The sequence below is a fragment of the Ruegeria sp. CF1 genome, from assembly GCF_056537445.1.
In genome coordinates, this window is the sequence record NZ_JBQFRN010000004.1 from 47,284 (window position 1) to 69,050 (window position 21,767).

Consider the following 21,767-nt stretch of genomic DNA (forward strand, 5'->3'; position numbering starts at 1 on the left):
CATGTCGGACTTGGGCCAAAGACGCCGACGGCGCGGGCGCGGGACCGATGTCGCCCCGCAATCTAGTCGCGAGGTGAATTATCGCCAGTTGCGCAATCCGTTTCCACAGATGGAAGTGTTCCCGACGGATCAGATTGCAGATATGCACGACACCGCATTGCGCACACTGGAAGAGTTGGGCGTGAAAGTTCTATTGCCCGAAGCGCGGCGAATCTACGCGCAGGGTGGCGCCCGCGTGGATGAAGACAGCGAAATGGTCTTCATCGGGCGGGATATGGTTGAGGCTGCGGTGGCCTCAGCTCCGAAATCCATCGGCTGCCGGGCGGGCGCGCGGCACCGGGATTTCACTTTGGAGCTGGGCTCTTTGGTGTTCCAACCCGGGGCTGGCGCTCCAAACGCGACCGATCTGGAACGCGGTCGGCGGCCAGCGAGTGGGCAGGATTATCTGGAGTTCCTAAAGCTCACTCATCACTTTGATGTCTTCCAGATGATCTCACCGCAGGTCGAACCGCAGGACGTGCCAACCAATGTGCGGCACTATTTCACCACACAAGCGCAGATGGAGCTGACGGATAAGTTCCCGTTCTTCTTCTCGCGGGGCACGCCGCAAGTGATGGACTGCTTCGAGATGCTCTCAACGGCGCGAGGTCTGTCTGACAAGGAGTTCCGCGCTAACGCCCATTGTTACACGATTATCAACACCAACAGCCCGCGGACGCTGGATATTCCAATGGCTCAGGGGCTGATCGACTTTGCGCGCCATGGTCAGATGTCGATCATCACACCCTTTACCCTGATGGGCGCAATGGCTCCGATCACGGTGGCCGGGGCCATCACGCTGTCCCATGCCGAGGCACTTGCGGCCTTGACGCTGACCCAGCTTACCAACCCCGGTGCGCCGGTGTGCTATGGGACCTTTACCAGCAATGTCGACATGAAATCAGGGGCGCCTGCATTCGGGACACCCTCGCATTTTCAGGCGTCTTTGGCGGCGGGCCAGTTGGCCCGGCATCTGGGCCTGCCCTGGCGGTCTGCGGCGGGGTCTGCGGCAAATATCAACGACGTTCAGGCCGCCAATGAAAACCAGTTCGGCCTGTGGGGCTGCCTGATGGCCGGGGCGACGGTCATCATTCATTCGGCCGGATGGCTCGAAGGTGGCCTGACCGTATCTTTCGAGAAGATGATCTGCGATGCCGAGGTGTTGAACATGGTGGCCGAGCTTTGTGCAGGGGCACAGGCCAATGGTGCAGAGATCGGGTTTGATACTGCGCTGAGCGAGGTTGAACCCAGCGGACATTTCTTCGCCACGAGTCAGACGATGGAGCGCTATAATACCGCATTTTATGAGCCGCACCTGCATGATTACGCAAATTTTGGCACCTGGACCGAGCGTGGCGCGATCGACGCCAACCATCGCGCGACCGGTGTATGGAAGGAAATCCTGGCAAATTTCAAAGCACCGGCATCAGATACGGATCGCCTTGGTGCGTTGAAGGATTTCATAGCGCGCCGTACAGAAGAGGGCGGCGCACCGCCGGAGAGTTGAATGAACACCAAACCCATCCTGCACCGGGACGATCCCGAAGCTGAGCCACTGATTGGTAACGTCAAGGTCACGCGCGATGATTGGCTGAACGTGGCCATGGACGTCCTGATTTCGGACGGGGTCGAGCAGGTGAAAGTCATGAACCTTGCCGAGCGGATGGCGGTCTCGCGCTCATCATTCTACTGGTACTTCAAGTCGCGGCAGGAATTGCTGGATGCGCTGCTGGCGCGATGGCAGGCGACAAATACGGCGGCCTTGATCGCGCAATCCGAATTGCCTGCTGAAACGATCACGGCTGCGGTGTGCAATGTGCAGCGCTGCGTTGTGAATACCGAACTATTTGATACGGCGCTTGATTTTGCTGTGCGGGATTGGGCACGAAGATCGGGAAAGGTGCGGCGTATGCTGGACCAGTCCGATGCCCGTCGCCTGGCCGCGCTGCGCGCGATGTTCATCCGGTTCAACTATGATGAGACCGAGGCAGAGACGCGGGCGCGGGTGCTATATTATATGCAGATCGGATATGATCTGGCGCAGTTAAACGAACCATTGGCGATCAGGCTGTCGATGGTTCCACACTACCTTTATGTTTTTACAGGGGTCGAACCGCGACCCGAGGAAATCACCGAATTCAGCGCGTATGCGAAACGTTTCTGGGAAGGGGCAGGACATGAACCAACCTGACGCAATCATCATTGGCACCGGTGTGATCGGCGCCGCCATCGCGTTCGAGATGTCCAAGGCCGGTTGGAAAACTCTGTCGTTGGATCGCAATGCGCAGGTTGGGCATGGCTCGACCGCTGGCTCTTGCGCGATAATTCGGATGCATTATTCGACCCTCGATGGAACCGCGTTCGCCTGGGAAGGTTATCACTATTGGCGTGATTGGGCGAACTATCTGGGCTTGCCCGACACAGCCGATTTGGCGCAGTTTCGTGAGACCGGTTGTTTGGTCGTCAAGACCGAGGCCAATGGATTTCTTGAGAAACATAAGAAGTACAGCGCCGAACTGGATTGTCCGTTTGAAGAATGGACACCCGAGCGGATTACCGAACGTCTGCCGATCTATTCTCTGGACAGCTTTGCCCCGGCGCGGCGCATGGATGATCCGGAGTTCGGCCAACCGAACGGAGATCGGATTCAGGGCGCAGTGTTCTGGCCGAAAGCAGGCTATGTGACCGATCCGGCCTTGTCGGCGCAAAACCTGATGGATGCCGCCAAGCTGCATGGTGCCGAAGTGCGAACGGGCGCAGACGTGCGCGAAATCCTGTTGCAGCAGTGGCGCGTCGCAGGTGTCAGACTTGCCTCTGGTGAAGAAATCCACGCCAAAGTGGTGGTGAATGTTGCCGGTCCCGGGTCAGCGCTTGTCAACGAAATGGCCGGGGTTCTGGGTGACATGACTATTCAAACCCGCCCGCTGCGGCAGGAGGTGGTGCATGTACCCGCGCCCGAAGGATTTGATTTCGAAACGCAAGGAACAATTGTCTCGGATAGTGATATCGCGCTGTATTGCCGTCCAGAACATGGCAATCATATTCTGATCGGCTCCGAGGATCCGGCTTGTGATCCGCATCAATGGTGCGAAGATGATGTAAGCTATAACCACGATTTTACGGATCAATGGACCACGCAGGCCATGCGTTATGCCCAACGGGTCCCTAGCTTGGGGATACCCTCCAGAACCCGTGGGGTGGTGGATTTGTATGATGCCTCGACTGACTGGATTCCGATCTATGACAAGTCCAGCCTGCCGGGGTTTTACATGGCCTGCGGCACCAGCGGAAACCAATACAAGAACGCGCCGATTGCGGGCAAAATGATGGCTGAACTGATTGACTACGTTGAAGGCGGTGCGGATCATGACGACAAGCCGATGCAGTTTGAACTGCCTTGCATTGGGCGCACAATCGACACCGGTTTCTATTCCCGCAAGCGACCGGTCAATACCGATAGCAGTTTCTCGGTGCTTGGTTAACGCGCCATCGCGCGCGCGTTCTCATAGCTTTCTTCCCGTACTGGACCGAAACCGCGTATCTGGTCCGCAGCTGACAGCACGTCCAGCCACTCGGTCTCGGAATGGGCGGAGGGGTTTGTCAGATACATGTCCAACAGCGATTGGTACCAGTTTAGGATATCTCGATGCAGTCGCGCTTCGGAGTGATAGCCGAAGGGGTTCAGGACCGAGCCACGCAAACCACGTAGACGGGACAGTCCCCGCAGAACCGGGCGCATCCATGGACCCAGTGCAAACTTGAGGGGGCGGCCCCGTTCGTCCTTGCGCCAGCTGAGCATTGGCGGGGCGAAGTGGTAACTGGTTTTGAAATCTCCCTCGAACTGTTGCTTCAGTTCGTTGTCGAAGTTTTGGGACGTTTGCAGCCGGGCCACTTCGAACTCGTCCTTATAGGCCATGAAGCGGAACAGGTTACGGGCTACGGATTCTAGAAGATCGTCGGATATTTTCGGGTTCGACGCGCGGATTGCTTCAATCTGTTGCGCATAGCGATCCGCATATGCGGCATCCTGATAATCTGTCAAAAACGCCACCCGACGCGCAATCACCTGATCCAAGGTGCCGTTTGCCTCTTCGGGTAGTGCCAGCCCGTGAATGCGGTCGGGGTCAGCCGCCAGACAACGCCCAAGAGCAAAGGCCAGCCGGTTTTTTTCGACGGCAACACCGTTCAGCAAGATGGCCTGAGCCAATGCAAGGTGCGATACCGGAACCAGCTCGTTTTGCCATGCATAACCCAGCAAAATGACGTTGGCGAAGACGGAATCCCCCAGTAGCGCCTCAGCTATTGCATTTGCGTCAAGGCTGGCGAGATTGTCCACCCCAACCACATCTGCGATCGCCTGTTCCCGCTTATCGACCCGCAATTGGGCATCGCGACGCAGGACAAGATCGCCGGTGGGCATCTCAGCCCTGTTCAGCACAACGCGTGTCCCGCGGGCATAATGAGCTGAGGCTTTGGGGGCCGAACTCACCACCACATCACAGCCAATCACCGCATCCGCAGCGCCTTGATCTATGCGTACTTGGTTAAGCGCATCCGGAGCTGCGCCAAGGCGGATGTAACTGAGTACCGTGCCGAATTTCTGCGCAAATCCGGTGAAATCCAGGACCGAGGCACCTTTGCCTTCCAGATGCGCGGCCATAGTGATCAGGGCCCCAACCGTGACAACCCCAGTGCCACCCACGCCTGTCACAAGCAGATCAAACGGTGTGTCCAAAGATGGAAGCTTTGGGTCCGGCAGGCCTGTTTCAAGCGCATTGAAGTCCATTTCGATGGCGCGCTTTCGTCGGGTTGCGCCCTCAACGGTCACAAAACTCGGACAGAACCCGTTCAAGCACGAAAAATCCTTGTTGCACGAACTTAGATTGATCTTGCGCTTGCGCCCTAGCGGGGTTTCTCGCGGCTCAACGCTCAGGCAATTCGATGCGACCGAACAATCGCCGCAACCTTCGCAGACAAGATCATTGATCCAGACGAACGTCGAGGGGTCCTCCATTGTCCCACGCTTGCGGCGGCGGCGTTTCTCGGTGGCGCAGGTCTGTTCATAGATCAGGACCGTGACTCCGGGTATGTCGCGCAGTTCGCGTTGCAGGCTGTCCATCTTTGCCCGGTCGTGGAATGTGGTGCCAGCCGGGAAATCGGATCGGTGAAACTTGGCAATGTTGTCCGAGACCAGCGCGATCCGCGCAACGCCTTCAGCCCGGCAGGTTTGGGCAATGCCTGCAACGCTGACAGGTCCATCCACTGGTTGCCCTCCGGTCATTGCGACCGCATCATTGTAGAGGATTTTATAGGTGATATTTGTCCCTGCCGCGACCGCCTGACGGATCGCGAGTGATCCAGAATGGTACCACGTCCCTTCGCCAAGGTTCTGGAAGATATGCTTTCCGCCATTGAATTGTGAGGCCACCACATGGGGTACGCCTTCGCCTCCCATCTGTGCATAGCCGACCGTCTCGCGATCCATCCAAGATGCCATTACATGACAACCAATGCCGCTGGCAGCGGTAGAGCCTTCTGGAACTTTGGTTGATGTATTGTGCGGGCAGCCCGAGCAGAAATAGGGTGTCCGTGTTGCGCCCGGGACGTTGATCACGGGCGGTTCTGTCTCAGTCAGTGCACGCGCTTTGGCAGGCAGGTTTTCTTCAGGGAAGAACGTGTTAAGTCGGGCGGCAACAATAGGGGCCAGCATGAAAGGGCTGAGTTCCCCGGTCCATGGGATCAGCGGTTCGCCATGGCTGTCATATTTACCTACCATCTTATGGGGTTTGTCGCCGGGCCAGTCATAGAAGTATTCTTTGAACTGGCTTTCGATGATGCCGCGCTTTTCCTCGACGACCAGAACCTCGGCCTTGCCTTTCACAAAGCGCAACGCGTTGCGACGGGCCAGCGGCCAGACCATGCCAACCTTGTAGATGTCGATCCCCAAGCGGCGACAGGCGGCTTCATCAAGGTCCAGCAAACGCAGCGCCTCCATGAGATCGAGGTGCCCCTTGCCGGTGGTCACGAAGCCGAACTTCGCACTGTCGATGTCATAAATACGCCGGTCGATGGGGTTTTCTTCGGCAAAGGCCCGAACGGCGCGCAACTTGTGCTGGATGCGGGTCTCGATCTCGGGCGAGGGCAAATCGGCAGTGCGGACGTGCAAGCCGCGTTCGGGCAAGTCGATCTGCGGCAGGGAAAAGCTGCGATCCGGGTGCAGATCGACGGACCGCGCGCTTTCGACCGTTTCCGAGACCGCCTTGAACCCGACCCACGTGCCTGAGAAACGGGACAGAGCGAACCCGTACTCGCCGAATTCCAAATATTCCTCGACCGAGGCTGGGTTCAATGTCGGCATGAACCACGACATGAAGGCCACATCCGACTGATGGGGCATCGAAGAACTGACGCAACCATGATCATCGCCTGCCACGACCAGCACGCCACCTTTTGGCGCAGACCCATATGCATTCCCATGTTTCAATGCATCGCCTGATCGGTCGACACCGGGGCCTTTACCGTACCACATCGAAAAGATGCCCTCGACCTCGCAATGCGGGTCCAAAATGGCCTGTTGCGCACCCAGAACCGCCGTTGCGCCGAGGTCTTCGTTCACGGCGGGCATAAACGTGATGCGATCCGTCTTCAGTCGGTCCTTTGCGCGCCATAGCTCAAGATCCAGCCCGCCCAGTGGCGATCCGCGATAGCCCGAGACAAACCCCGCCGTGTTCAGCCCGGCCTGACGGTCGCGTCGGGCCTGGTCCATCATAATCCGCGCCAGGGCTTGCGTGCCTGTTAGAAAAACCCGGCCCTGCGTCAGGGTATTGCGGTCTTCAAGCCGATAGGTGCGGGGGGAGGGTTCGTGGTGGCTCATTGCTGCGCGTCCATGGGTTTTTGTCTTTGGTGTTCGGTTATTTTAACCCCCCGCAGGTGAATTTCTGTTTCAGATTTTGTGCGAGTTCCGCAAAATATGATATAATTCACCAGATTTAGTTAAAATTACGGATGAATCTTTCTAAGATGACCACTCTTGATGATCGGGACCGCCGCATTCTGACGCTGCTTCAAAATGACAGCCGGGTTTCAAATGCCGAATTGGCAGATGCAGTCGGCATGTCGGCCTCAGCCCTATGGCGCAGGGTGCGCGCGCTGGAAGAGGCTGGGGTGATCGAACGGTATGGCGCTTTGGTGAACCCTGCCGAGATGGGGTTGACGTTCGAAGCAATCGTGCATGTTCACCTGACCCGGCATGACCCGGACAAGATTGTTGACTTCATCCGTGCCGTCGAGATCAGCCCCGAAGTGCAGGAATGCTACGCCACGACAGGTCAGGCGGATTATCATCTGCGTGTCTTGTGCAGGAATCTGTCGGCTTACAACACGTTTCTGGAAGATTTCTTGTTTCGATTGCCCGCCGTCGCCAGCGCGCAAACGAATGTCGTGCTGCGGACGATCAAGCGGAACCGACCGGTGGTACCCTGAAGCTTAAGCCGCGAAAGCCACCCAAGCCCAGGCCATGCCAATATAGGTAAGGTTATGAAATAACTGATCCAGACCAGCGGCACGCCAAAAAGCGGCCTGATTGGGTTGCAGCTGTTTGCGGTCAGAATAGTTGGCTTTGGCAAAGTCGATGTGAAAATGCACGATCCATTCCAACGCAGCGATGATCAGTATGAATTCAATCGGGGCGCGAAAGAGCGCGAAAATCACGACCGAACCCACAACATGCACAGCAGCATGTTGCGCGCGCCCCATGTGGAAATACGTGCCTCGCCCGGAAAGCATCTTGGGCGTCTGTAAATAATAGTCGGCGAACATGTGTTTGATCTGAAGCAGGCACAGCAACAGAAACACAGCGCCAAAGCTGGCAGGCAAATGAATCCTCCCGATATCGTCCTGAATCAGGAGATTAGGGGGTAAACGCGAAACGCGCAAATGAACTTGTTCACACAACGCAAATTAGGCGCAAATCGGAAATTCATTTGCTTCCGAGGATACGATTGCGGTAAATTCGGCCCGTTGTATTCACGCCAAAATCAGTGATTTGAGCGGCGGATCGTTAGTAGGGGCGGGTTCAATAGAACGATCGATCTTTCAGTTCATCTGGAAATACTCGAAGCGCGACCAGTTGATTTTGCTGGCCGTGACGTCGACCTTGTTTCCTTTGCTTTACCTGACGTTGGAGCTGCCCAAGCGCATCATCAATGACGCAATCGGCGCGACAAGTCAGATTGTCGATGTCTGGGGTTATAGCCTGACGCAGACCACTTTTCTGATGATCCTGTGCTTTGCCTTTCTGGCTGCGGTGCTGGCGCACGGGCTGATGAAGATGCGTATCAACACCATGAAGGGTGTTCTGAGCGAGCGTATGCTGCGTCGCTTTCGCTATCAGTTGATCAACCGCGCGCTTCGCTTCCCACAACCATATTTTGAGCGGGTCAGTCAGGGCGAAATGGTCTCGATGATAACCGCTGAAAGCGAACCGATGGGTGGGCTGATGGGGGATGCGATCAGTCAGCCCGTGCTGCAGGCCGGACAAATGATCACGATCCTGTCCTTTCTGTTCCTCCAAAGCGTTTGGTTCGGACTGGCCGCGGTGGCGTTGATCCCGCTGCAGGCCTGGCTGATCCCGCGATTGCAACGCCAGATCAATCTTCTGAACAAGAAGCGCATTCAAGAGGTCCGCGTTTTGGCTGCCCAGATCGGCGAGAACGCTGCCGGTGCTTCGACCCTGCGCGCCAATGGCGGTTGGCGTTATCGGCGGGCGATGATCTCGGATCAGCTGGGGCGCCTGTTCGCCATCCGCTTTGAGATCTATCAGAAGAAGTTCTTTATGAAGTTCATCAACAACTTCATATCGCAGCTGACGCCATTCATGTTCTACCTTGTCGGTGGCCTGCTGGTGTTGCAGGGGTCTGTTTCGCTGGGTGCTCTGGTGGCTGCGCTGGCGGCTTACAAAGACTTGAGCTCACCCTGGAAAGAACTGCTGACCTATTATAATCAAACGCAGGACATGTCGCTGCGATGGGATGTTGTGATTGATCGTTTCGCACCGGATGGAATGATTGATGAGGCCCTGTTTGACGGAGAGCCAGCGGATCGTCCACATCTGAATGGCGATATCGTACTGAATCAAGTCTCGGTTCGTGATATCGACGGCAATCAGGTTTTGGATGATCTGGACCTGACGTTCCCAGCAGGTAAAACGGTCGGCATTTCGGCCACCAGCGAGGAAGATCGCCATGCGCTGACCGAGTTGCTGACCCGCGAGATACTGCCAACCTCTGGCCGTATTGAAATCGGCGGCATCAATATGGCTGGCCTGCATCAAAGCGTTGTTGCCCAACGAATAGGTCTAGCAACCTCGCGCCCCATAATGTTTCAGGGCACGTTGGGTGAAAATGTGATGATGCCGATGCGGTCACATCCATTGTCCAAGTCCACCGAGGATCCGGATTTCCCCGAGACGCTGAGGGCAGGCAATAGTGCTGATCCATTCAACGCCGAATGGCTTGACCCCGGAATGGCGGGTTTTGACGATACGGCGCGGCTGCGCGATTGGTGGCTGAAACTGATCGATGGCATGGGCTCGGGCGCGGCGTTGTTTCAGCGCGGTGCCGAGCAGGTGTTTGATGCGAATGAGCGCCCGGAACTGGCAGCAAAGCTGGTCGAATTGCGCCCTCGGGTTCAGAAGGCGGTGCGCGAGGCCGGGCTTGATCAGCAGGCGCTGATTTTCGATCGCTGCGCGTATAACCCTGCGCTACCCGTTGCTGAGAACCTGTTGTTTGCCACCCCCTGCGTTCCGGTGACGCGACAATTGCTGGCACAGCAGACCGTGTTTCTGGGCCAGTTGCGCGAGTTGGGGTTGGATGAAACCCTGATCAGCCTGACACGCGACGTAATTGAGATGCTGCGCCAGATATTTGGGCTTGATGGAACAGATCATCCTTTGTTTCGCAAGCTGGGGCTTGAGGCCCAGACCTACGAGGCCGCGGTTGAATTGGTCGAGCAAACCCGGAAGGAAGGCGCAAACGGGCTGGATGACGAACAATTGGCTAGCTTGCTTTCGGTGCCATTTGTGATCTCGGCCGAGCAGATTGGCCCGGCGTTTTCGGATGAGCTGAAGAACCGCATTCTTGAGCTTCGCCACAGCCATTCGGCCAAATTGCTGGAACCCTTGCACGATGTATTCGTCCCGTTGGATGAAGATGCCTTTGCACCCGGTTTGACGGTCATGGAAAACGCACTGTTTGGCAAGGTCAGCCAGATCGGCGGTGCGCGGACCGACGAGGCGCGCAAACTGATCGTCGATGTTCTGGCCGAGAACGGGGCGCGACCGATGGTGGTGGAACTGATCTATGATGTTCCGGTCTCGATTGGCGGCCAGAACTTGCCTGCGGTATTTGCCGAACCGCTGGCCTTTACCCGCGCTGCGATCAAAAAGCCGGATATTCTGATCCTGGAAACCGCGCTTGCCAGCTATGATATGGAGACACAGGTCGCAGTTTATAAAAATCTGCGTGAATTGCTGCCCGAAACTACTGTAATCTATCTAAATGATGCGTTCGAAAATCCAGATGTTTTCGACATGTATGTTGAAATCCGTCAGGGCCGGGTCGTGACGGGTGAAGGCCCAACCGACGTCGACGGCGACGGTGCGGCGTCTGCCGATCTGGTACGCAAATTGCGTGCGCTTGAGCAGACCCCGTTGTTCTCTGGGCTCGACCGTCGCCAGCTTCGACTGCTGGCCTTTGGTGCGCGCTGGTTCGAAGCGAAACCTGGCCAGGTGGTGTTTCTGAAGGATGATCAGCCAACCGATGGCGCCTATGTCATCCTTGAGGGCGAGGCAGGATTGTACCTGCCGCGTTCGGGCGAGGCCGATCAACTGATCACAACGGTTGGTGCGGGCGCGTTGGTGGGAGAGCTGGGGTTGATCCGAAAAGAGCCTCGGGCGTTGAGCATGGTGGCTGAAACGGAACTGTCCTGCCTACGGATCGGTGAGGAGGAATTTCTGGCGGTCGTCGAGAACGATGCAGCCACAGCCTTTAAACTGTTGCAGGTCATCGCGGGGTATGTCTCGAACTGATCGGCCTGCTCGCCTGTCGATTGTTACCCTTCGGTTGCGGGTGCCCCGCCTTGAAACGCATTCCCATTTGCATAGTCACATGGTGTTTCCTGCATCTGTAAGTGCAGCCCGTCACCTTTGTAGGGATGGGCTCGGGCAAGGCCTTCATCGACCTCGATACCAAGGCCGGGCTCGATCGGAGGAGTGACGAACCCCTTCTCGACGCGGATGCTTCCCTTTATCAGTTGATCGTGGAATGGGGTCTCGATGCTTTCAAGCAGCAGCAGGTTCGGGATCGACGCCGCAAGATGAATATTCGCCGCCCACTCGATCGGTCCCGCATACAGATGGGGTGCCATCTGGGCGTTGAAAACCTCGGCCATTGCGGCGACTTTCTTCATCTCCCATATACCACCAGCGCGACCCAGCGCAGGCTGAAGGATTTCGGCGGCCCCGGCGCGCAGGACCGCGCCAAATTCCGCCTTGGTTGTCATCCGTTCACCGGTTGCGATAGGGATACGGACAGTGCGCGCCACACGGGCCATATCCTCGATCATGTCGGGGGGTGTGGGTTCTTCGAACCACAGTGGTGAAAAGGGTTCCAGCGCTTGGCCCAGACGTATAGCTCCGGCTGTGTTGAACTGGCCATGAGTACCGAACAGCAGATCGGCCTTGTCTCCAACTGCCTCACGGATCGCTTTGCAAAACGCTATCGACATTGAGATATCGGACATCGCGGGCATGTGTCCACCGCGGATCGTATAAGGCCCGGCGGGATCAAACTTGACGGCGGTATAGCCGCGCCGGACCATTTCAGCAGCACTTTCTCCGGCCTGCTCAGGTGAAGTCCAGAAGTCCGTCAGGTTATGCTGAGGAAGTGGGTAGAGATAGGTATACGCCCGGATACGGTCGTTCATCCGCCCACCCAGCAGCGCATAGACCGGACGATCACGATCCTTGCCCAAAATGTCCCAGCAGGCGATTTCGAGCCCTGAGAACGCACCCATGACGGTCAGGTCTGGTCGCTGAGTGAAGCCGCTGGAATAGGCGCGGCGGAACATCAACTCGATATTCTCGGGGTTTTCGCCCTGCATGTGCCGTTCGAATACATCGCGAATGACATGGGTCATGGCCTCGGGACCAACCGAGGACGCGTAGCATTCCCCCCAACCGATCACGCCCGTATCCGTGGTGACCTTGACCAAAATCCAATAGCGCCCACCCCAACCCGGGGCCGGAGGGGCAGTAACGATGACATCGAGATCTTGCAGTTTCATCGGGCGTTCCTTTTGCGGGTTCAGTCGCGATCGAACAAGATCACGTTGCGTTTGGCCGCACCGGACTTGGTGTCTTCGATGGCCTCATTGATCTGTGACAGGGTCCAGCGACCCGAGATCAACTCGTCCAGTTTCAGCCGCCCCTGTTCATACAGATCGATCATCCACGGGATGTCGCGCTGGATCACTACATCGCCCATTTTTGAGCCCACCATGCCCTGGCCAAGCGCGGCCAGCACGACGGGTTCGTAGCTGGACATGTCACCAGAATGGGGCATCCCGATCATGATCGCCTTGCCGCCCCGACCAAGGTAACGCGGGGCCTGATCATAGGCCGGGATTGCACCAACTGTAATCAAGACGGCGTCTGCGCCACGTCCGCCCAGCGCCTTGTAGGCGGCTTTCCACGGCTCTTTCTGGTTGGCCAAAACACCATGGGTCGCGCCGAACTCCATTGCGATATCCAGCTTATCCTGTGTCATATCGACCGCAACGATACGGCGAGCTCCGGCAATACGTGCGCCTTGGATTGCGTTCAAGCCGACGCCCCCGGCGCCGATGACAACCACGTCCTGCCCGGGGCGAAGCTGGGCGGCGTTGACCGCTGCGCCAACACCGGTGATCACCCCGCAAGACAGCAGGCTGGCAAGGTCCTTGGGCAGGGTCTCAGGTATGCGGACGATCTGTCGGTGGCTGACAACTACCTTTTCGGCAAAGGCCCCGCACGCCATGGCCTGTTCCAGCGCATCACCTTCGGCAGTCTGCAGCGGGCCTTTGACCGTGTCATACGGTGTCTCACAAATGGTGGGCTTGCCACCGGCACAGGACGGACAGCTTCCGCAGGCGCGGATCAACGTGACCACGACGGGATCACCAAGTTTGAAATCCCCTGCGCCCTCGCCAACGGCAGAAACGAAGCCTGCCGCCTCGTGCCCATAAACCGCGGGCAAGTGGCCGCCCCACGCGCCGCTTGCAAAGGAAATGTCCGAATGACAAATCGCGACCGCATCCAGCGTGACCTCGACCTCGCCCATGCCGGGCGGTGCAATCAGGATGTCTTCGATGACCAGAGGTTCGCCGAAGGCTCGGCATACGGCTGCTTTGATGGTTTGCATGTGTTTTCCCGCTCCCTAACGGGATCACGGTGACCCGTCCCGGCGGGACCTGCAAGGTGGAAACCGTCACGGATGTGTCGTTGTTCTGCCAAAGTGGGGTAGACGCAAAAGAATCCACCTATTGATAAGCATTGTGTGGGTCATCGGTTCAGTGTGCGACAACCAAACAGATCGGCGCACGGCGTATCGGGGTCGGGACATCGACGGTGGCTGGCTACATTCGTTGCGAGATCTGGTGCATCAACCCGGCAAGATGCTCAGGATGCGAAAAAAACGGCGAGTGAGAGCTGTCTATCGTAAGGTGCATATCAGGGTCCGCGCAGCCCGCCATCTCGGCCTGATATTCGGTCGGAACGATTCGGTCATCGGTAGTTCTGATGTGCCCTTTTGGAACGCGCGCGAAGTTATCTCCGACGTCTAGGGGGGTAGTCTGCGGTGCAATCGCCTGGGGGCACAGGCGCGCGAATGCATAGGCAACCACCTCGCGCGCGCAGTCGTGATAAAGCAGGTCGTGCACCTGATCCGGTACCACCGAATACGACAACCCGTCGCCGGATACTTCGACGGCATTTCCGATCAGTTGGCGTGGGGCTCGTTTGCGCATTTCGACCATAGATAGCCCGGATTTCGGAACATAGGCACTTAGATAAATCACACCTCGCATGGCGTTCGGGTCGGTCTCGGCAGCCGCACTTACGGGATATCCACCCCACGAGTGCCCTAAGATGATGGTCTTTGGTGTCGAAGCCTTTAGCACGGCATCTCTGCACGTTCCAAGGGTGACATCGCGGATAGGCGTCGGGTCCGAGCCGTGGCTTGGCATATCGATGGCGCGGGCGGTATGTCCGAAAGTGGTCAGTTCCGGGATCAGATCGCGCCAGCACCAGGCACCGTGCCAAGAGCCATGTACAAGCAAGAAATCTGCCAACAATCCCTCCTTCAAATATGTCCGATCTCGGTCAGAAAATCACCAATCAATTGGGCAAAGTCCTGAGGGCGCTCGACGCAGGGCAGGTGGCCTGCCTTTCGGATCAGCGCAAAGCGTGAACCAGGGATCAGATCGACCGTTTCGCGCACCAGATCGGGCGGGGTTGAGCCGTCTTCGCTGCCCGCAATCCCCAAGGTCGGCAGGCGCAATCCGCTGGTTGGCGTATAGAAATCGGTGCCCGAGATTGCAGCGCAGCAGCCCAGATAGCCTTCGACCGGTTGTCGGACCATCATGTTGCGCCAAAGCGTCATCTCGGCGCTGGCGCGAAATGATTTCGAGAACCACCGATCCATGGTGGCATCCGCCAGTGCCTCGATCCCGCCGGTACGGACAGCATCCATACGCTGCTGCCACATCTTGGGAGTGCCGATCTTGGCGGCCGTATTCGACAGCACCAGCGCGCGGATCTGATCCATACGCTTGACCGCCAGGCCCTGCGCAATCATGCCACCGACGGACAGACCCACGAATACGCAATCCTTGACCTCTAGATAATCCAGCAATTGCTCGGCGTCGCGCACCAGATTTCCCATGGAATAGGGCGCTGAGGGTGCTGATGACAATCCGTGCCCGCGTTTGTCGTACCTAATGATGCGCAGGCCTTTGGGCAGTAGCGGCAATATCGGGTCCCACAGCCGCATATCTGTGCCCAGTGAATTAGCAAACACGATGGGGGCGCCAGCGTCGTCGCCATCAATTCGGTAATGTATCCGAACATCTTTGAGGTCAGCGATATGCATGTTTAGCGTCCCCGTCTGCTCAGGGTTTCCGTTAAAACGACTACAACCGGATTTTGCACCGGCTGTAAGCGATTGTCAGGTAAGGAATTCCAACGCCCGTTCAAAGATCTGCGGATCCACGTTGCCGCCCGAGGCGACTACGATCACCGCATTCCCATCAATCTGATCCTTGCGAAACAGGGCAGAGGCCAGCGAAACCGCTCCTCCGGGTTCCAGCACGATCTTCAGACGCAGAAACGCAAAGGCCATGGCGCGTAGGGATTCCTGTTCAGATACCGACAGACCAGGGCCGCAAAGCCGCTGCAGGATGGGAAAGGTTATCTGCCCCGGCTGTGGCGTCAGGATTGCGTCGCAGATGTTTCCCGAAGTAGCGTCGTTGCTTTGGATCGTCCCGCTTGCCAGCGAGCGTTTCACGTCTTCGAACCCTTCAGGCTCGCATGGACGAGGGCGCAGACCGGGCGCGTGACGCTCTAACGCCAGCGCGATACCAGATGTCAGCCCGCCGCCGCCACAGCAGATCAGCACGTCACCTTCGGTCACGCCCAGCGCCCGTGCCTGACGTGCCAGCTCCAGTCCCGTTGTTCCCTGGCCAGCGATCACTTGCGGTTCGTCATAAGGCCTGATCAAGGTCAAACCGCGCTCGGCAGCCAATGCCTCGCCGATGTCTTCGCGGCTTTCGCTGGCGCGGTCATAAAGGACGACCTCACCGCCCAGCGCGCGGGTGTTTTCAATCTTCAGCTTCGGCGCATCCGAGGGCATGACGATGACGGACGAGATTCCATGTTGAGCCGCTGCATAGGCAACACCCTGTGCGTGATTGCCCGAGGAATAGGCGATGACGCCCCGGTTGCGCGCCGCTTCATCCAATGCCGAAATAGCTGACCACGCGCCGCGAAATTTGAAGCTGCCGGTGTGTTGCAGGCATTCGGGTTTGATCAGAACGCGGCGACCCGCGATTTCATCCAGAAAGGGTGATGACAGAAGCGGCGTCTCGCGTACGTGACCTTTCAGCCGCTCGGCGGCGGCTTCGATCATGTCTATGTTGCTCATTTGGCGTCCAGTATCTTGCGGATCAGGTCTAGGGATTGAGGCTCGTTCAGGAACGGGACATGTCCTCGGCCCGGCACTTCTGTCGAGATCAATTCGGGGTGGTGTGCGTGCATCTTCTGCACCGTGGCTTTGCTCAACAAGTCGGAATTTGCACCGCGGATCACGCCGGTGGGGATCGTGCTCAGGGCGTCGAACAAAGGCCACAGGTCCGGTGCCGGGGTGATGGCGGCCTGCTCGATCAGCGCTTGTCGCAATGCGGGGTCATAACGCAGCTGTAGCCCGGTATCGATTTGAATGTATTGATGTTCTACCTGCTGTTTCCAGACGTCCTGAGCGATGCCCCGGAACTGAGGTGCCATCATCGCGTGCAGGACCTGCGCAGCCTCATCATAGGATTGTGAACTTGGGGGATTGCCGACATAGTCCATAATCTTGGCAATGCCACCGGGTTCGATCACCGGGCCAACGTCGTTCAGGATAACACATGCCAGCCGGTCAGGATGGCTGGCGGCCAGCGCCATGGCGACCAGCCCCCCGCGTGATGTGCCCAACAGGGTCACTTTCTTCAAGCCCAGTTGATCCAGCAGTTCAACCGCATCCAGCCCCTCGCGCAGGATGTTGTAATTCATGTAGTTCGCATCAAAATCGGACTTGCCGCGCCCGCGATAATCCATCGCAATCATACGAAGATCACTCATATGTGGCGCAAGAAATGAAAAGTCGCGGCAGTTGCGCGTCAAACCGGCCAGGCAAAGCAGAGGATGGCCCGTGCCGGTATCTTCATAGTACAGGCGTTTGCCGTCCGAGGTGGTGAAATATGCCATCAAAGTCCTGCCAATTGCGGGATCGTCGTCAGGTCCGGCAGCACATGTGCAGGTTTCCACGGCAGGCGATCCATTGGTTCGCCAGCGCGGTTGACCCAAGCTGTGACAAATCCATAGCCGCTTGCCCCGGCAGCGTCCCACCCGTTTGAGCTGACGAACAGCACTTCATCGCGCGCGCAGCCGAAGCGGTTCTGCACCAGATCGTATACGCTGGCATGGGGTTTGAAGACCCCCACGCTTTCGACCGACAGAACATCATTCAGCACATCACCGATCCCGGCAGACTGCACCGCCCCGTTCAGCATCGGGGGTGAACCGTTGGACAAGATGGCGGTCTGCAACCCACCGGCCTTCAGCGCCTTCAACATATCGGGGACCTCGGGATAGGCCTGCAACTCCCAATACAAATCGAGCAGACGCTGCCGAAGGGTGTTATCCCCCTGAAGGCCTACCGCTTCCAAGGCCCAATCCAGCCCATCTTGCGTGACATCCCAAAAGTCACAATGCGCATCAGCGACAGCACGCAACCATGTATATTGCAGTTGCTTCAGACGCCAGTGATTGGCCAACTCGGGCCATTTGCTAGCCAACGCTTCAAATCCGGGCTCTGTTGCGGCCTGCCTGGCGGCGGCGGCCACGTCAAACAGAGTACCATAAGCGTCGAATACACACGTGGTGATAGCCATCCGATCCTCCCCTGATCGGGCGCAGATAATCACAACCGGTTCCGGGGTTAAAGAGGGCAGGGTTTACAATGCTGTGTCAGCCTCTAGGCTGCGCCGTTCATTTCTTTTCAGGCCGGAGGCCATCATGACCGCAATCAAACAAGGCGACACGGTTCGCATCCACTACACCGGAACTCTGCTGGACGGCAAAGTCTTCGACAGTTCCGAGGGGCGCGATCCGTTGGAGTTTGCGGTTGGTTCCGGGCAGATCATACCCGGTCTGGACGCTGCCCTGCCGGGCATGGAGATTGGCGAGAAGAAGCGTGTCGAGATCGATTGCGTTGACGCCTATGGCCCGATCAATCCGGGCATGCGGCAGCAGATCCCGCGTGAAGGCATCCCGGATGACATTCCGCTTGAACCCGGCACGCAGTTACAGATGCAAACTCCTGACGGTCAGGCATTGCCAGTGACTGTCGTCGAGGTAGATGAGGCGACAGTGACCTTGGATGCAAATCATCCACTAGCGGGGCAAGATCTGGTCTTCGATATCGAAATCGTTTCGATCAACTGATGCTGATTGGATCAAAGGCCCGGCATATGTGACAACAACGGCTCAATCGCATCGCGCACGGGCGGTTGGGTCAGAAACACAAAGGCAATCAGCAGCGATGTGAGAATCAGCAGCAAAAGACGCGCACGTCCGCTTCCTGATTTGCGTTTCAAAGCTGGCGAGCGCGTGTTGCTCGCAAGGATCTGTTCAAGTTTGCTCATATCGTAATCCCTGCGGGGCAAAGATGTTCAAATCTTGGCACCCGCAGGGAAAGATATAGTCACATGGCCTCTGGCTGGGGCATGCCCAGAATATGATACCCGCCGTCGACGCGGATGATCTCACCCGAAGTATAGCTGCCGGCGTCGGACGCAAGATACACGGCGGTGCCTCCGACGGCCTCCAGCGTGGCATTCGAACGCATCGGTGCGTTCTGGTCGCAGAACTTGTAGGTCTTGCGTGCACCACCAATAGCCGCACCCGCCAATGTTTTCATCGGGCCGGGCGAGATGGCGTTCACGCGAATACCCTCGGGGCCCAGATCGTTCGCCAGATAGCGCGTCGCCGATTCCAGCGCAGCCTTGGCGACGCCCATGACATTGTAGTTTGGCACAACCTTGTTCGATCCCTGATAGGTCAGGGTCAACAATGTGCCGCCATTGTCCTTCATCAGCGGATAGGCGCGACGTGCAACTTCGATGAACGAATAGGCCGACACATCCAGCGAGTGTTTGAAGTTTGCCCGCGTGGTGTTCAAGAATCGACCGGTCAGTTCGGACTTGTCCGAATAAGCGATAGCGTGGACAACAAAATCTATTGTTGGCCAGCGGGCGGACAACTCGCCAAACGCGCGATCCAGTGAATCATCATCGGTCACATCCGCATCGACCATGAAGTCGCTGCCCAAGCTTTGGGCCAGCGGTTCAAGCCGTTTGCCAAACGCCTCGCCCTGATAGGTGAAAGCCAGCTCAGCGCCTGCTTCGTGCATGGCTTTGGCGATGCCCCACGCGATAGAGCGGTCATTAGCCACGCCCATGATCAGGCCGCGTTTACCCTTGAGAATATCCGACATCTTGTTCACCCGTTATACTTCGACAGAACCATGGATCCGTTGGTGCCGCCAAAGCCGAAGCTATTGGTCATCACGCTGTCCAAGCCTGCGTTTTCAACCACTTGAGTTGCAATTTCACCGGGCAGGATGCCGTCGGCAAGTGTGTCGACATTGATCGACGGAGTAATGAAATCATGTTCCAGCATGAGCAGGCAGAAGATCGCCTCAAGCGCGCCCGCTGCGCCTTGCGCGTGACCGGTCATCGATTTTGTCGATGAAATCGGAGGCACACTGCCTTCACCAAAGATACGGCGTACGGCTTCGACTTCTCCGACGTCGCCCACTGGGGTCGAGGTGCCATGGGCATTGATGTAGCCGACCTTGCGGCCTTCGGGTACAGTCGACAGCGCCAGACGCATCGCGCGCTCGCCGCCTTCGCCGGATGGTGCCACCATGTCGTGCCCATCAGATGTCGCGGCATAGCCGGTTACTTCGGCATAGATTTTCGCACCGCGTGCCAGCGCATGCTCGAGGTCTTCCAGAACCACGATGCCGCCACCGCCGGAAATCACAAATCCGTCGCGGTTCTGATCGAATGCACGCGAGGCTTTATCAGGTGTGTCGTTGTACTTGGACGACATCGCACCCATCGCGTCGAACAGGCAGGACAGGGTCCAGTCCAACTCTTCTCCTCCACCTGCGAACATCACATCCTGCTTGCCCAGCATGATCTGTTCAGCCGCATTGCCGATGCAGTGCAGCGAGGTCGAGCAGGCCGAGGTGATCGAGTAGTTGATACCTTTGATTTTGAACGCGGTCGCCAAGTTCGCAGAAATCGTCGAACACATGCACTTTGGCACTGCAAACGGGCCGATCCGTTTGGTTGCGCCGGTTTTCAGCACGGTTTGGTGCGCGGTCAACATCGCGCTGGTCGATGGTCCACCCGAACCTGCCACCAGACCTGTGCGCGGATTGACCACCTGATCTTCGGTCAGCCCGGCGTCCGCGATGGCCTGATTCATCGCGATATGGGCATAGGCAGCACCCGGACCCATGAACCGCAGGGTCCGCTTGTCCACGTGATCGGCCACATCGATTTTCAGCGAACCGGCGATTTGGCTGCGAAAGCCGTGCTCGACCATCTGTTCGCTTGCTACGATGCCGGATTTGCCTGCTTTGAGCGAGGCGAGCACCTCTTCGGCATTGCTCCCGATCGAGGACACAACCCCCAGACCGGTGACGACTACTCGACGCATGTGCGTACTCCTTATTGCGGCCGGTCAGGCTCAGGCGTCTGACAGAACGACCTTCATATCCTTGACGTCGTATATCAATTCGCCATCGGCTTCGACGATGCCATCTGCCACACCCATGGTCAGGCGGCGCGTCTGGATCGCCTTTTTGAAATCAATCTTATAGGTCAGCATCTTCCGGTCCGGGCGCACCATGCCGGTCAACTTGACCTCTCCGACGCCAACTGCCATGCCACGTCCTTGCCAGCCGCGCCAGCCGAGGTTGAAGCCGGTCAGTTGCCACAAACCGTCCAGGCCCAGACAGCCGGGCATGATCGGATTGCCAGGGAAATGGCAGTCAAAGAACCAAAGCTCAGGTGTGATATCGAATTCGGCCAGCACATGACCCTTGCCATGCGCTCCACCGTCGCCGGAAATCTCGGTAATGCGGTCCATCATCAACATCGGCGGAGCCGGCAACTGCGCGTTGCCAGGGCCAAATAGTTCGCCGCGGGCGCATTTCAGCAGATCGTCCTTGTCAAAACTGCTCGGGAATTGGGCCATTCTGCCGCCTCTCCTGCCTGGGTCCGTTTATTACATCTGGCCTCGTCTATCACCCGTATGCAAGGTCCTGCAAGACCAGCACTCCATATCTTGTTGTGACTACAATATTCTTTGCGAATGAATTTCATTTGAAATTGCAGGCAGGGCACACTTATATTAAGGGCAGCAAAACACAGGTATCGGATTCATGACACCTCAGAGCCGTGAGATCGCTGCAAATTGGTTGGTTGACGCAGGTTTGCGCCCCACGCGCCAAAGGGTTGCTTTGGCCGAATTGCTTGTGGGCGACGGTCTGCATCGTCATGTGACAGCGGAAAGCCTGTTTGAATCCGCAAAAGCCAAAGGTGACGCGGTTTCGCTGGCGACCGTATACAACACATTGCGGGCGTTTTGCGATGCCGGGGTGCTTCAAGAGATAACTGTTGACGGGTCCAAAAGCTATTTCGACACCAACACGCATGACCATCCGCATTTCTATTGGGAAGACGAAAGCCGTCTGAGCGATGCACCATCCGACCAATTGGTGATCCAACAATTGCCGGAAGCTCCTGAAGGCGTCGAAATCGCATCGGTCGATGTGGTGATCCGCCTGCGGAAGAAGTAA

20 protein-coding genes are annotated in these 21,767 nt (G+C 57.4%); 7 read left to right on the plus strand and 13 right to left on the minus strand.

Annotation, left to right across the window (positions count from 1 at the left end; genetic code table 11):
- The first annotated feature begins 1 nt into the window (after position 1).
- The 3 genes from ACRZ96_RS09405 to ACRZ96_RS09415 are packed head-to-tail and all read left to right on the plus strand — an operon-like array spanning position 2 to position 3,521.
- The gene (locus tag ACRZ96_RS09405) at positions 2 to 1,546 is read left to right on the plus strand and encodes a trimethylamine methyltransferase family protein (protein ID WP_480705675.1); all 1,545 of its coding nucleotides are present in this window, start codon (positions 2 to 4) and stop codon (positions 1,544 to 1,546) included.
- On the plus strand, positions 1,547 to 2,230 hold the full coding sequence (locus ACRZ96_RS09410) for a TetR/AcrR family transcriptional regulator (protein WP_170397633.1): 684 nt from the start codon (positions 1,547 to 1,549) through the stop codon (positions 2,228 to 2,230).
- A complete protein-coding gene (locus ACRZ96_RS09415; protein WP_170736580.1) occupies positions 2,217 to 3,521 on the plus strand; it encodes an FAD-dependent oxidoreductase in 1,305 nt (434 codons plus the stop codon). The genes ACRZ96_RS09410 and ACRZ96_RS09415 overlap by 14 nt, the downstream gene beginning before the upstream one ends.
- Here the strand turns inward: ACRZ96_RS09415 and ACRZ96_RS09420 are convergent.
- Entirely contained in the window at positions 3,518 to 6,913 is a 3,396-nt protein-coding gene (locus ACRZ96_RS09420; RefSeq protein WP_480705673.1) for an indolepyruvate ferredoxin oxidoreductase family protein, read from the minus strand. The two genes, ACRZ96_RS09415 and ACRZ96_RS09420, sit on opposite strands and share 4 nt — an antisense overlap.
- 146 nt (positions 6,914 to 7,059) lie before the next feature.
- Here ACRZ96_RS09420 and ACRZ96_RS09425 point away from each other — a divergent pair, with 146 nt between their 5' ends.
- The gene (locus ACRZ96_RS09425) at positions 7,060 to 7,521 is read left to right on the plus strand and encodes an Lrp/AsnC family transcriptional regulator (RefSeq protein WP_170511280.1); all 462 of its coding nucleotides are present in this window, start codon (positions 7,060 to 7,062) and stop codon (positions 7,519 to 7,521) included.
- Positions 7,522 to 7,524: 3 nt separating this feature from the next.
- Here the strand turns inward: ACRZ96_RS09425 and ACRZ96_RS09430 are convergent, their stop codons facing one another.
- On the minus strand, positions 7,525 to 7,914 hold the full coding sequence (locus ACRZ96_RS09430; protein ID WP_170397621.1) for a DUF3307 domain-containing protein: 390 nt from the start codon (positions 7,912 to 7,914) through the stop codon (positions 7,525 to 7,527).
- Positions 7,915 to 8,083: 169 nt separating this feature from the next.
- Between ACRZ96_RS09430 and ACRZ96_RS09435 the strand changes: the two genes are divergently transcribed.
- A complete protein-coding gene (locus tag ACRZ96_RS09435) occupies positions 8,084 to 11,125 on the plus strand; it encodes an ABC transporter transmembrane domain-containing protein (protein ID WP_170511501.1) in 3,042 nt (1,013 codons plus the stop codon).
- A gap of 23 nt (positions 11,126 to 11,148) precedes the next feature.
- Here ACRZ96_RS09435 and ACRZ96_RS09440 read toward each other — a convergent pair whose 3' ends face one another.
- From ACRZ96_RS09440 to ACRZ96_RS09470, 7 genes are all read right to left on the minus strand, one after another.
- The gene (locus tag ACRZ96_RS09440; RefSeq protein WP_480705668.1) at positions 11,149 to 12,381 is read right to left on the minus strand and encodes a mandelate racemase/muconate lactonizing enzyme family protein; all 1,233 of its coding nucleotides are present in this window, start codon (positions 12,379 to 12,381) and stop codon (positions 11,149 to 11,151) included.
- A gap of 20 nt (positions 12,382 to 12,401) precedes the next feature.
- Positions 12,402 to 13,496, minus strand: a complete 1,095-nt coding sequence (locus ACRZ96_RS09445) for a Zn-dependent alcohol dehydrogenase (protein WP_170511497.1) — start codon at positions 13,494 to 13,496, stop codon at positions 12,402 to 12,404.
- A gap of 214 nt (positions 13,497 to 13,710) precedes the next feature.
- Entirely contained in the window at positions 13,711 to 14,424 is a 714-nt protein-coding gene (locus ACRZ96_RS09450; RefSeq protein ID WP_480814437.1) for an alpha/beta fold hydrolase, read from the minus strand.
- A gap of 11 nt (positions 14,425 to 14,435) precedes the next feature.
- Positions 14,436 to 15,224 carry a 3-oxoadipate enol-lactonase gene (gene pcaD, locus ACRZ96_RS09455; protein ID WP_170511495.1) on the minus strand — a complete coding sequence of 263 codons (789 nt, stop codon included), beginning with the start codon at positions 15,222 to 15,224 and terminating at the stop codon, positions 14,436 to 14,438.
- A gap of 75 nt (positions 15,225 to 15,299) precedes the next feature.
- Positions 15,300 to 16,274, minus strand: a complete 975-nt coding sequence (locus tag ACRZ96_RS09460; protein WP_170424423.1) for a threonine/serine dehydratase family protein — start codon at positions 16,272 to 16,274, stop codon at positions 15,300 to 15,302.
- Positions 16,271 to 17,098 (minus strand): alpha/beta fold hydrolase, encoded by an 828-nt coding sequence (locus ACRZ96_RS09465; protein WP_480814438.1) that lies wholly within the window; start codon positions 17,096 to 17,098, stop codon positions 16,271 to 16,273. Before ACRZ96_RS09465 ends, ACRZ96_RS09460 begins: the two co-directional genes overlap by 4 nt.
- A complete protein-coding gene (locus ACRZ96_RS09470) occupies positions 17,098 to 17,784 on the minus strand; it encodes a haloacid dehalogenase type II (protein ID WP_170511492.1) in 687 nt (228 codons plus the stop codon). The genes ACRZ96_RS09465 and ACRZ96_RS09470 overlap by 1 nt, the downstream gene beginning before the upstream one ends.
- 124 nt (positions 17,785 to 17,908) lie before the next feature.
- On the opposite strand from ACRZ96_RS09470, the gene ACRZ96_RS09475 reads away from it, so the two are divergent.
- Positions 17,909 to 18,337 (plus strand): FKBP-type peptidyl-prolyl cis-trans isomerase, encoded by a 429-nt coding sequence (locus ACRZ96_RS09475; protein WP_170397592.1) that lies wholly within the window; start codon positions 17,909 to 17,911, stop codon positions 18,335 to 18,337.
- 11 nt (positions 18,338 to 18,348) lie between these two features.
- Here the strand turns inward: ACRZ96_RS09475 and ACRZ96_RS09480 are convergent, their stop codons facing one another.
- The 4 genes from ACRZ96_RS09480 to fabA are packed head-to-tail and all read right to left on the minus strand — an operon-like array spanning position 18,349 to position 21,163.
- On the minus strand, positions 18,349 to 18,537 hold the full coding sequence (locus ACRZ96_RS09480) for a hypothetical protein (protein ID WP_480705656.1): 189 nt from the start codon (positions 18,535 to 18,537) through the stop codon (positions 18,349 to 18,351).
- Between the two features lie 59 nt (positions 18,538 to 18,596).
- Positions 18,597 to 19,388, minus strand: coding sequence for an enoyl-ACP reductase FabI (locus ACRZ96_RS09485; protein ID WP_170397587.1), 792 nt, complete (start codon positions 19,386 to 19,388; stop codon positions 18,597 to 18,599).
- A gap of 5 nt (positions 19,389 to 19,393) precedes the next feature.
- On the minus strand, positions 19,394 to 20,623 hold the full coding sequence (gene fabB, locus ACRZ96_RS09490) for a beta-ketoacyl-ACP synthase I (protein WP_480771659.1): 1,230 nt from the start codon (positions 20,621 to 20,623) through the stop codon (positions 19,394 to 19,396).
- A gap of 30 nt (positions 20,624 to 20,653) precedes the next feature.
- A complete protein-coding gene (fabA, locus tag ACRZ96_RS09495) occupies positions 20,654 to 21,163 on the minus strand; it encodes a bifunctional 3-hydroxydecanoyl-ACP dehydratase/trans-2-decenoyl-ACP isomerase (RefSeq protein ID WP_170397581.1) in 510 nt (169 codons plus the stop codon).
- 187 nt (positions 21,164 to 21,350) lie between these two features.
- On the opposite strand from fabA, the gene irrA reads away from it, so the two are divergent.
- Entirely contained in the window at positions 21,351 to 21,767 is a 417-nt protein-coding gene (gene irrA / locus ACRZ96_RS09500; RefSeq protein WP_170397577.1) for an iron response transcriptional regulator IrrA, read from the plus strand.

Excerpts from the sequence above, each read along its gene's own strand:
- ACRZ96_RS09405 (WP_480705675.1), top strand. The coding sequence starts at position 2 with ATGTCGGACTTGGGCCAAAGACGCCGACGGCGCGGGCGCGGGACCGAT.
- ACRZ96_RS09410 (WP_170397633.1), top strand. The coding sequence starts at position 1,547 with ATGAACACCAAACCCATCCTGCACCGGGACGATCCCGAAGCTGAGCCA.
- ACRZ96_RS09415 (WP_170736580.1), top strand. The coding sequence starts at position 2,217 with ATGAACCAACCTGACGCAATCATCATTGGCACCGGTGTGATCGGCGCC.
- ACRZ96_RS09420 (WP_480705673.1), bottom strand. The coding sequence starts at position 6,913 with ATGAGCCACCACGAACCCTCCCCCCGCACCTATCGGCTTGAAGACCGC.
- ACRZ96_RS09425 (WP_170511280.1), top strand. The coding sequence starts at position 7,060 with ATGACCACTCTTGATGATCGGGACCGCCGCATTCTGACGCTGCTTCAA.
- ACRZ96_RS09440 (WP_480705668.1), bottom strand. The coding sequence starts at position 12,381 with ATGAAACTGCAAGATCTCGATGTCATCGTTACTGCCCCTCCGGCCCCG.
- ACRZ96_RS09445 (WP_170511497.1), bottom strand. The coding sequence starts at position 13,496 with ATGCAAACCATCAAAGCAGCCGTATGCCGAGCCTTCGGCGAACCTCTG.
- pcaD (WP_170511495.1), bottom strand. The coding sequence starts at position 15,224 with ATGCATATCGCTGACCTCAAAGATGTTCGGATACATTACCGAATTGAT.
- ACRZ96_RS09460 (WP_170424423.1), bottom strand. The coding sequence starts at position 16,274 with ATGAGCAACATAGACATGATCGAAGCCGCCGCCGAGCGGCTGAAAGGT.
- ACRZ96_RS09465 (WP_480814438.1), bottom strand. The coding sequence starts at position 17,098 with ATGGCATATTTCACCACCTCGGACGGCAAACGCCTGTACTATGAAGAT.
- ACRZ96_RS09470 (WP_170511492.1), bottom strand. The coding sequence starts at position 17,784 with ATGGCTATCACCACGTGTGTATTCGACGCTTATGGTACTCTGTTTGAC.
- ACRZ96_RS09475 (WP_170397592.1), top strand. The coding sequence starts at position 17,909 with ATGACCGCAATCAAACAAGGCGACACGGTTCGCATCCACTACACCGGA.
- ACRZ96_RS09480 (WP_480705656.1), bottom strand. The coding sequence starts at position 18,537 with ATGAGCAAACTTGAACAGATCCTTGCGAGCAACACGCGCTCGCCAGCT.
- ACRZ96_RS09485 (WP_170397587.1), bottom strand. The coding sequence starts at position 19,388 with ATGTCGGATATTCTCAAGGGTAAACGCGGCCTGATCATGGGCGTGGCT.
- fabB (WP_480771659.1), bottom strand. The coding sequence starts at position 20,623 with ATGCGTCGAGTAGTCGTCACCGGTCTGGGGGTTGTGTCCTCGATCGGG.
- fabA (WP_170397581.1), bottom strand. The coding sequence starts at position 21,163 with ATGGCCCAATTCCCGAGCAGTTTTGACAAGGACGATCTGCTGAAATGC.
- irrA (WP_170397577.1), top strand. The coding sequence starts at position 21,351 with ATGACACCTCAGAGCCGTGAGATCGCTGCAAATTGGTTGGTTGACGCA.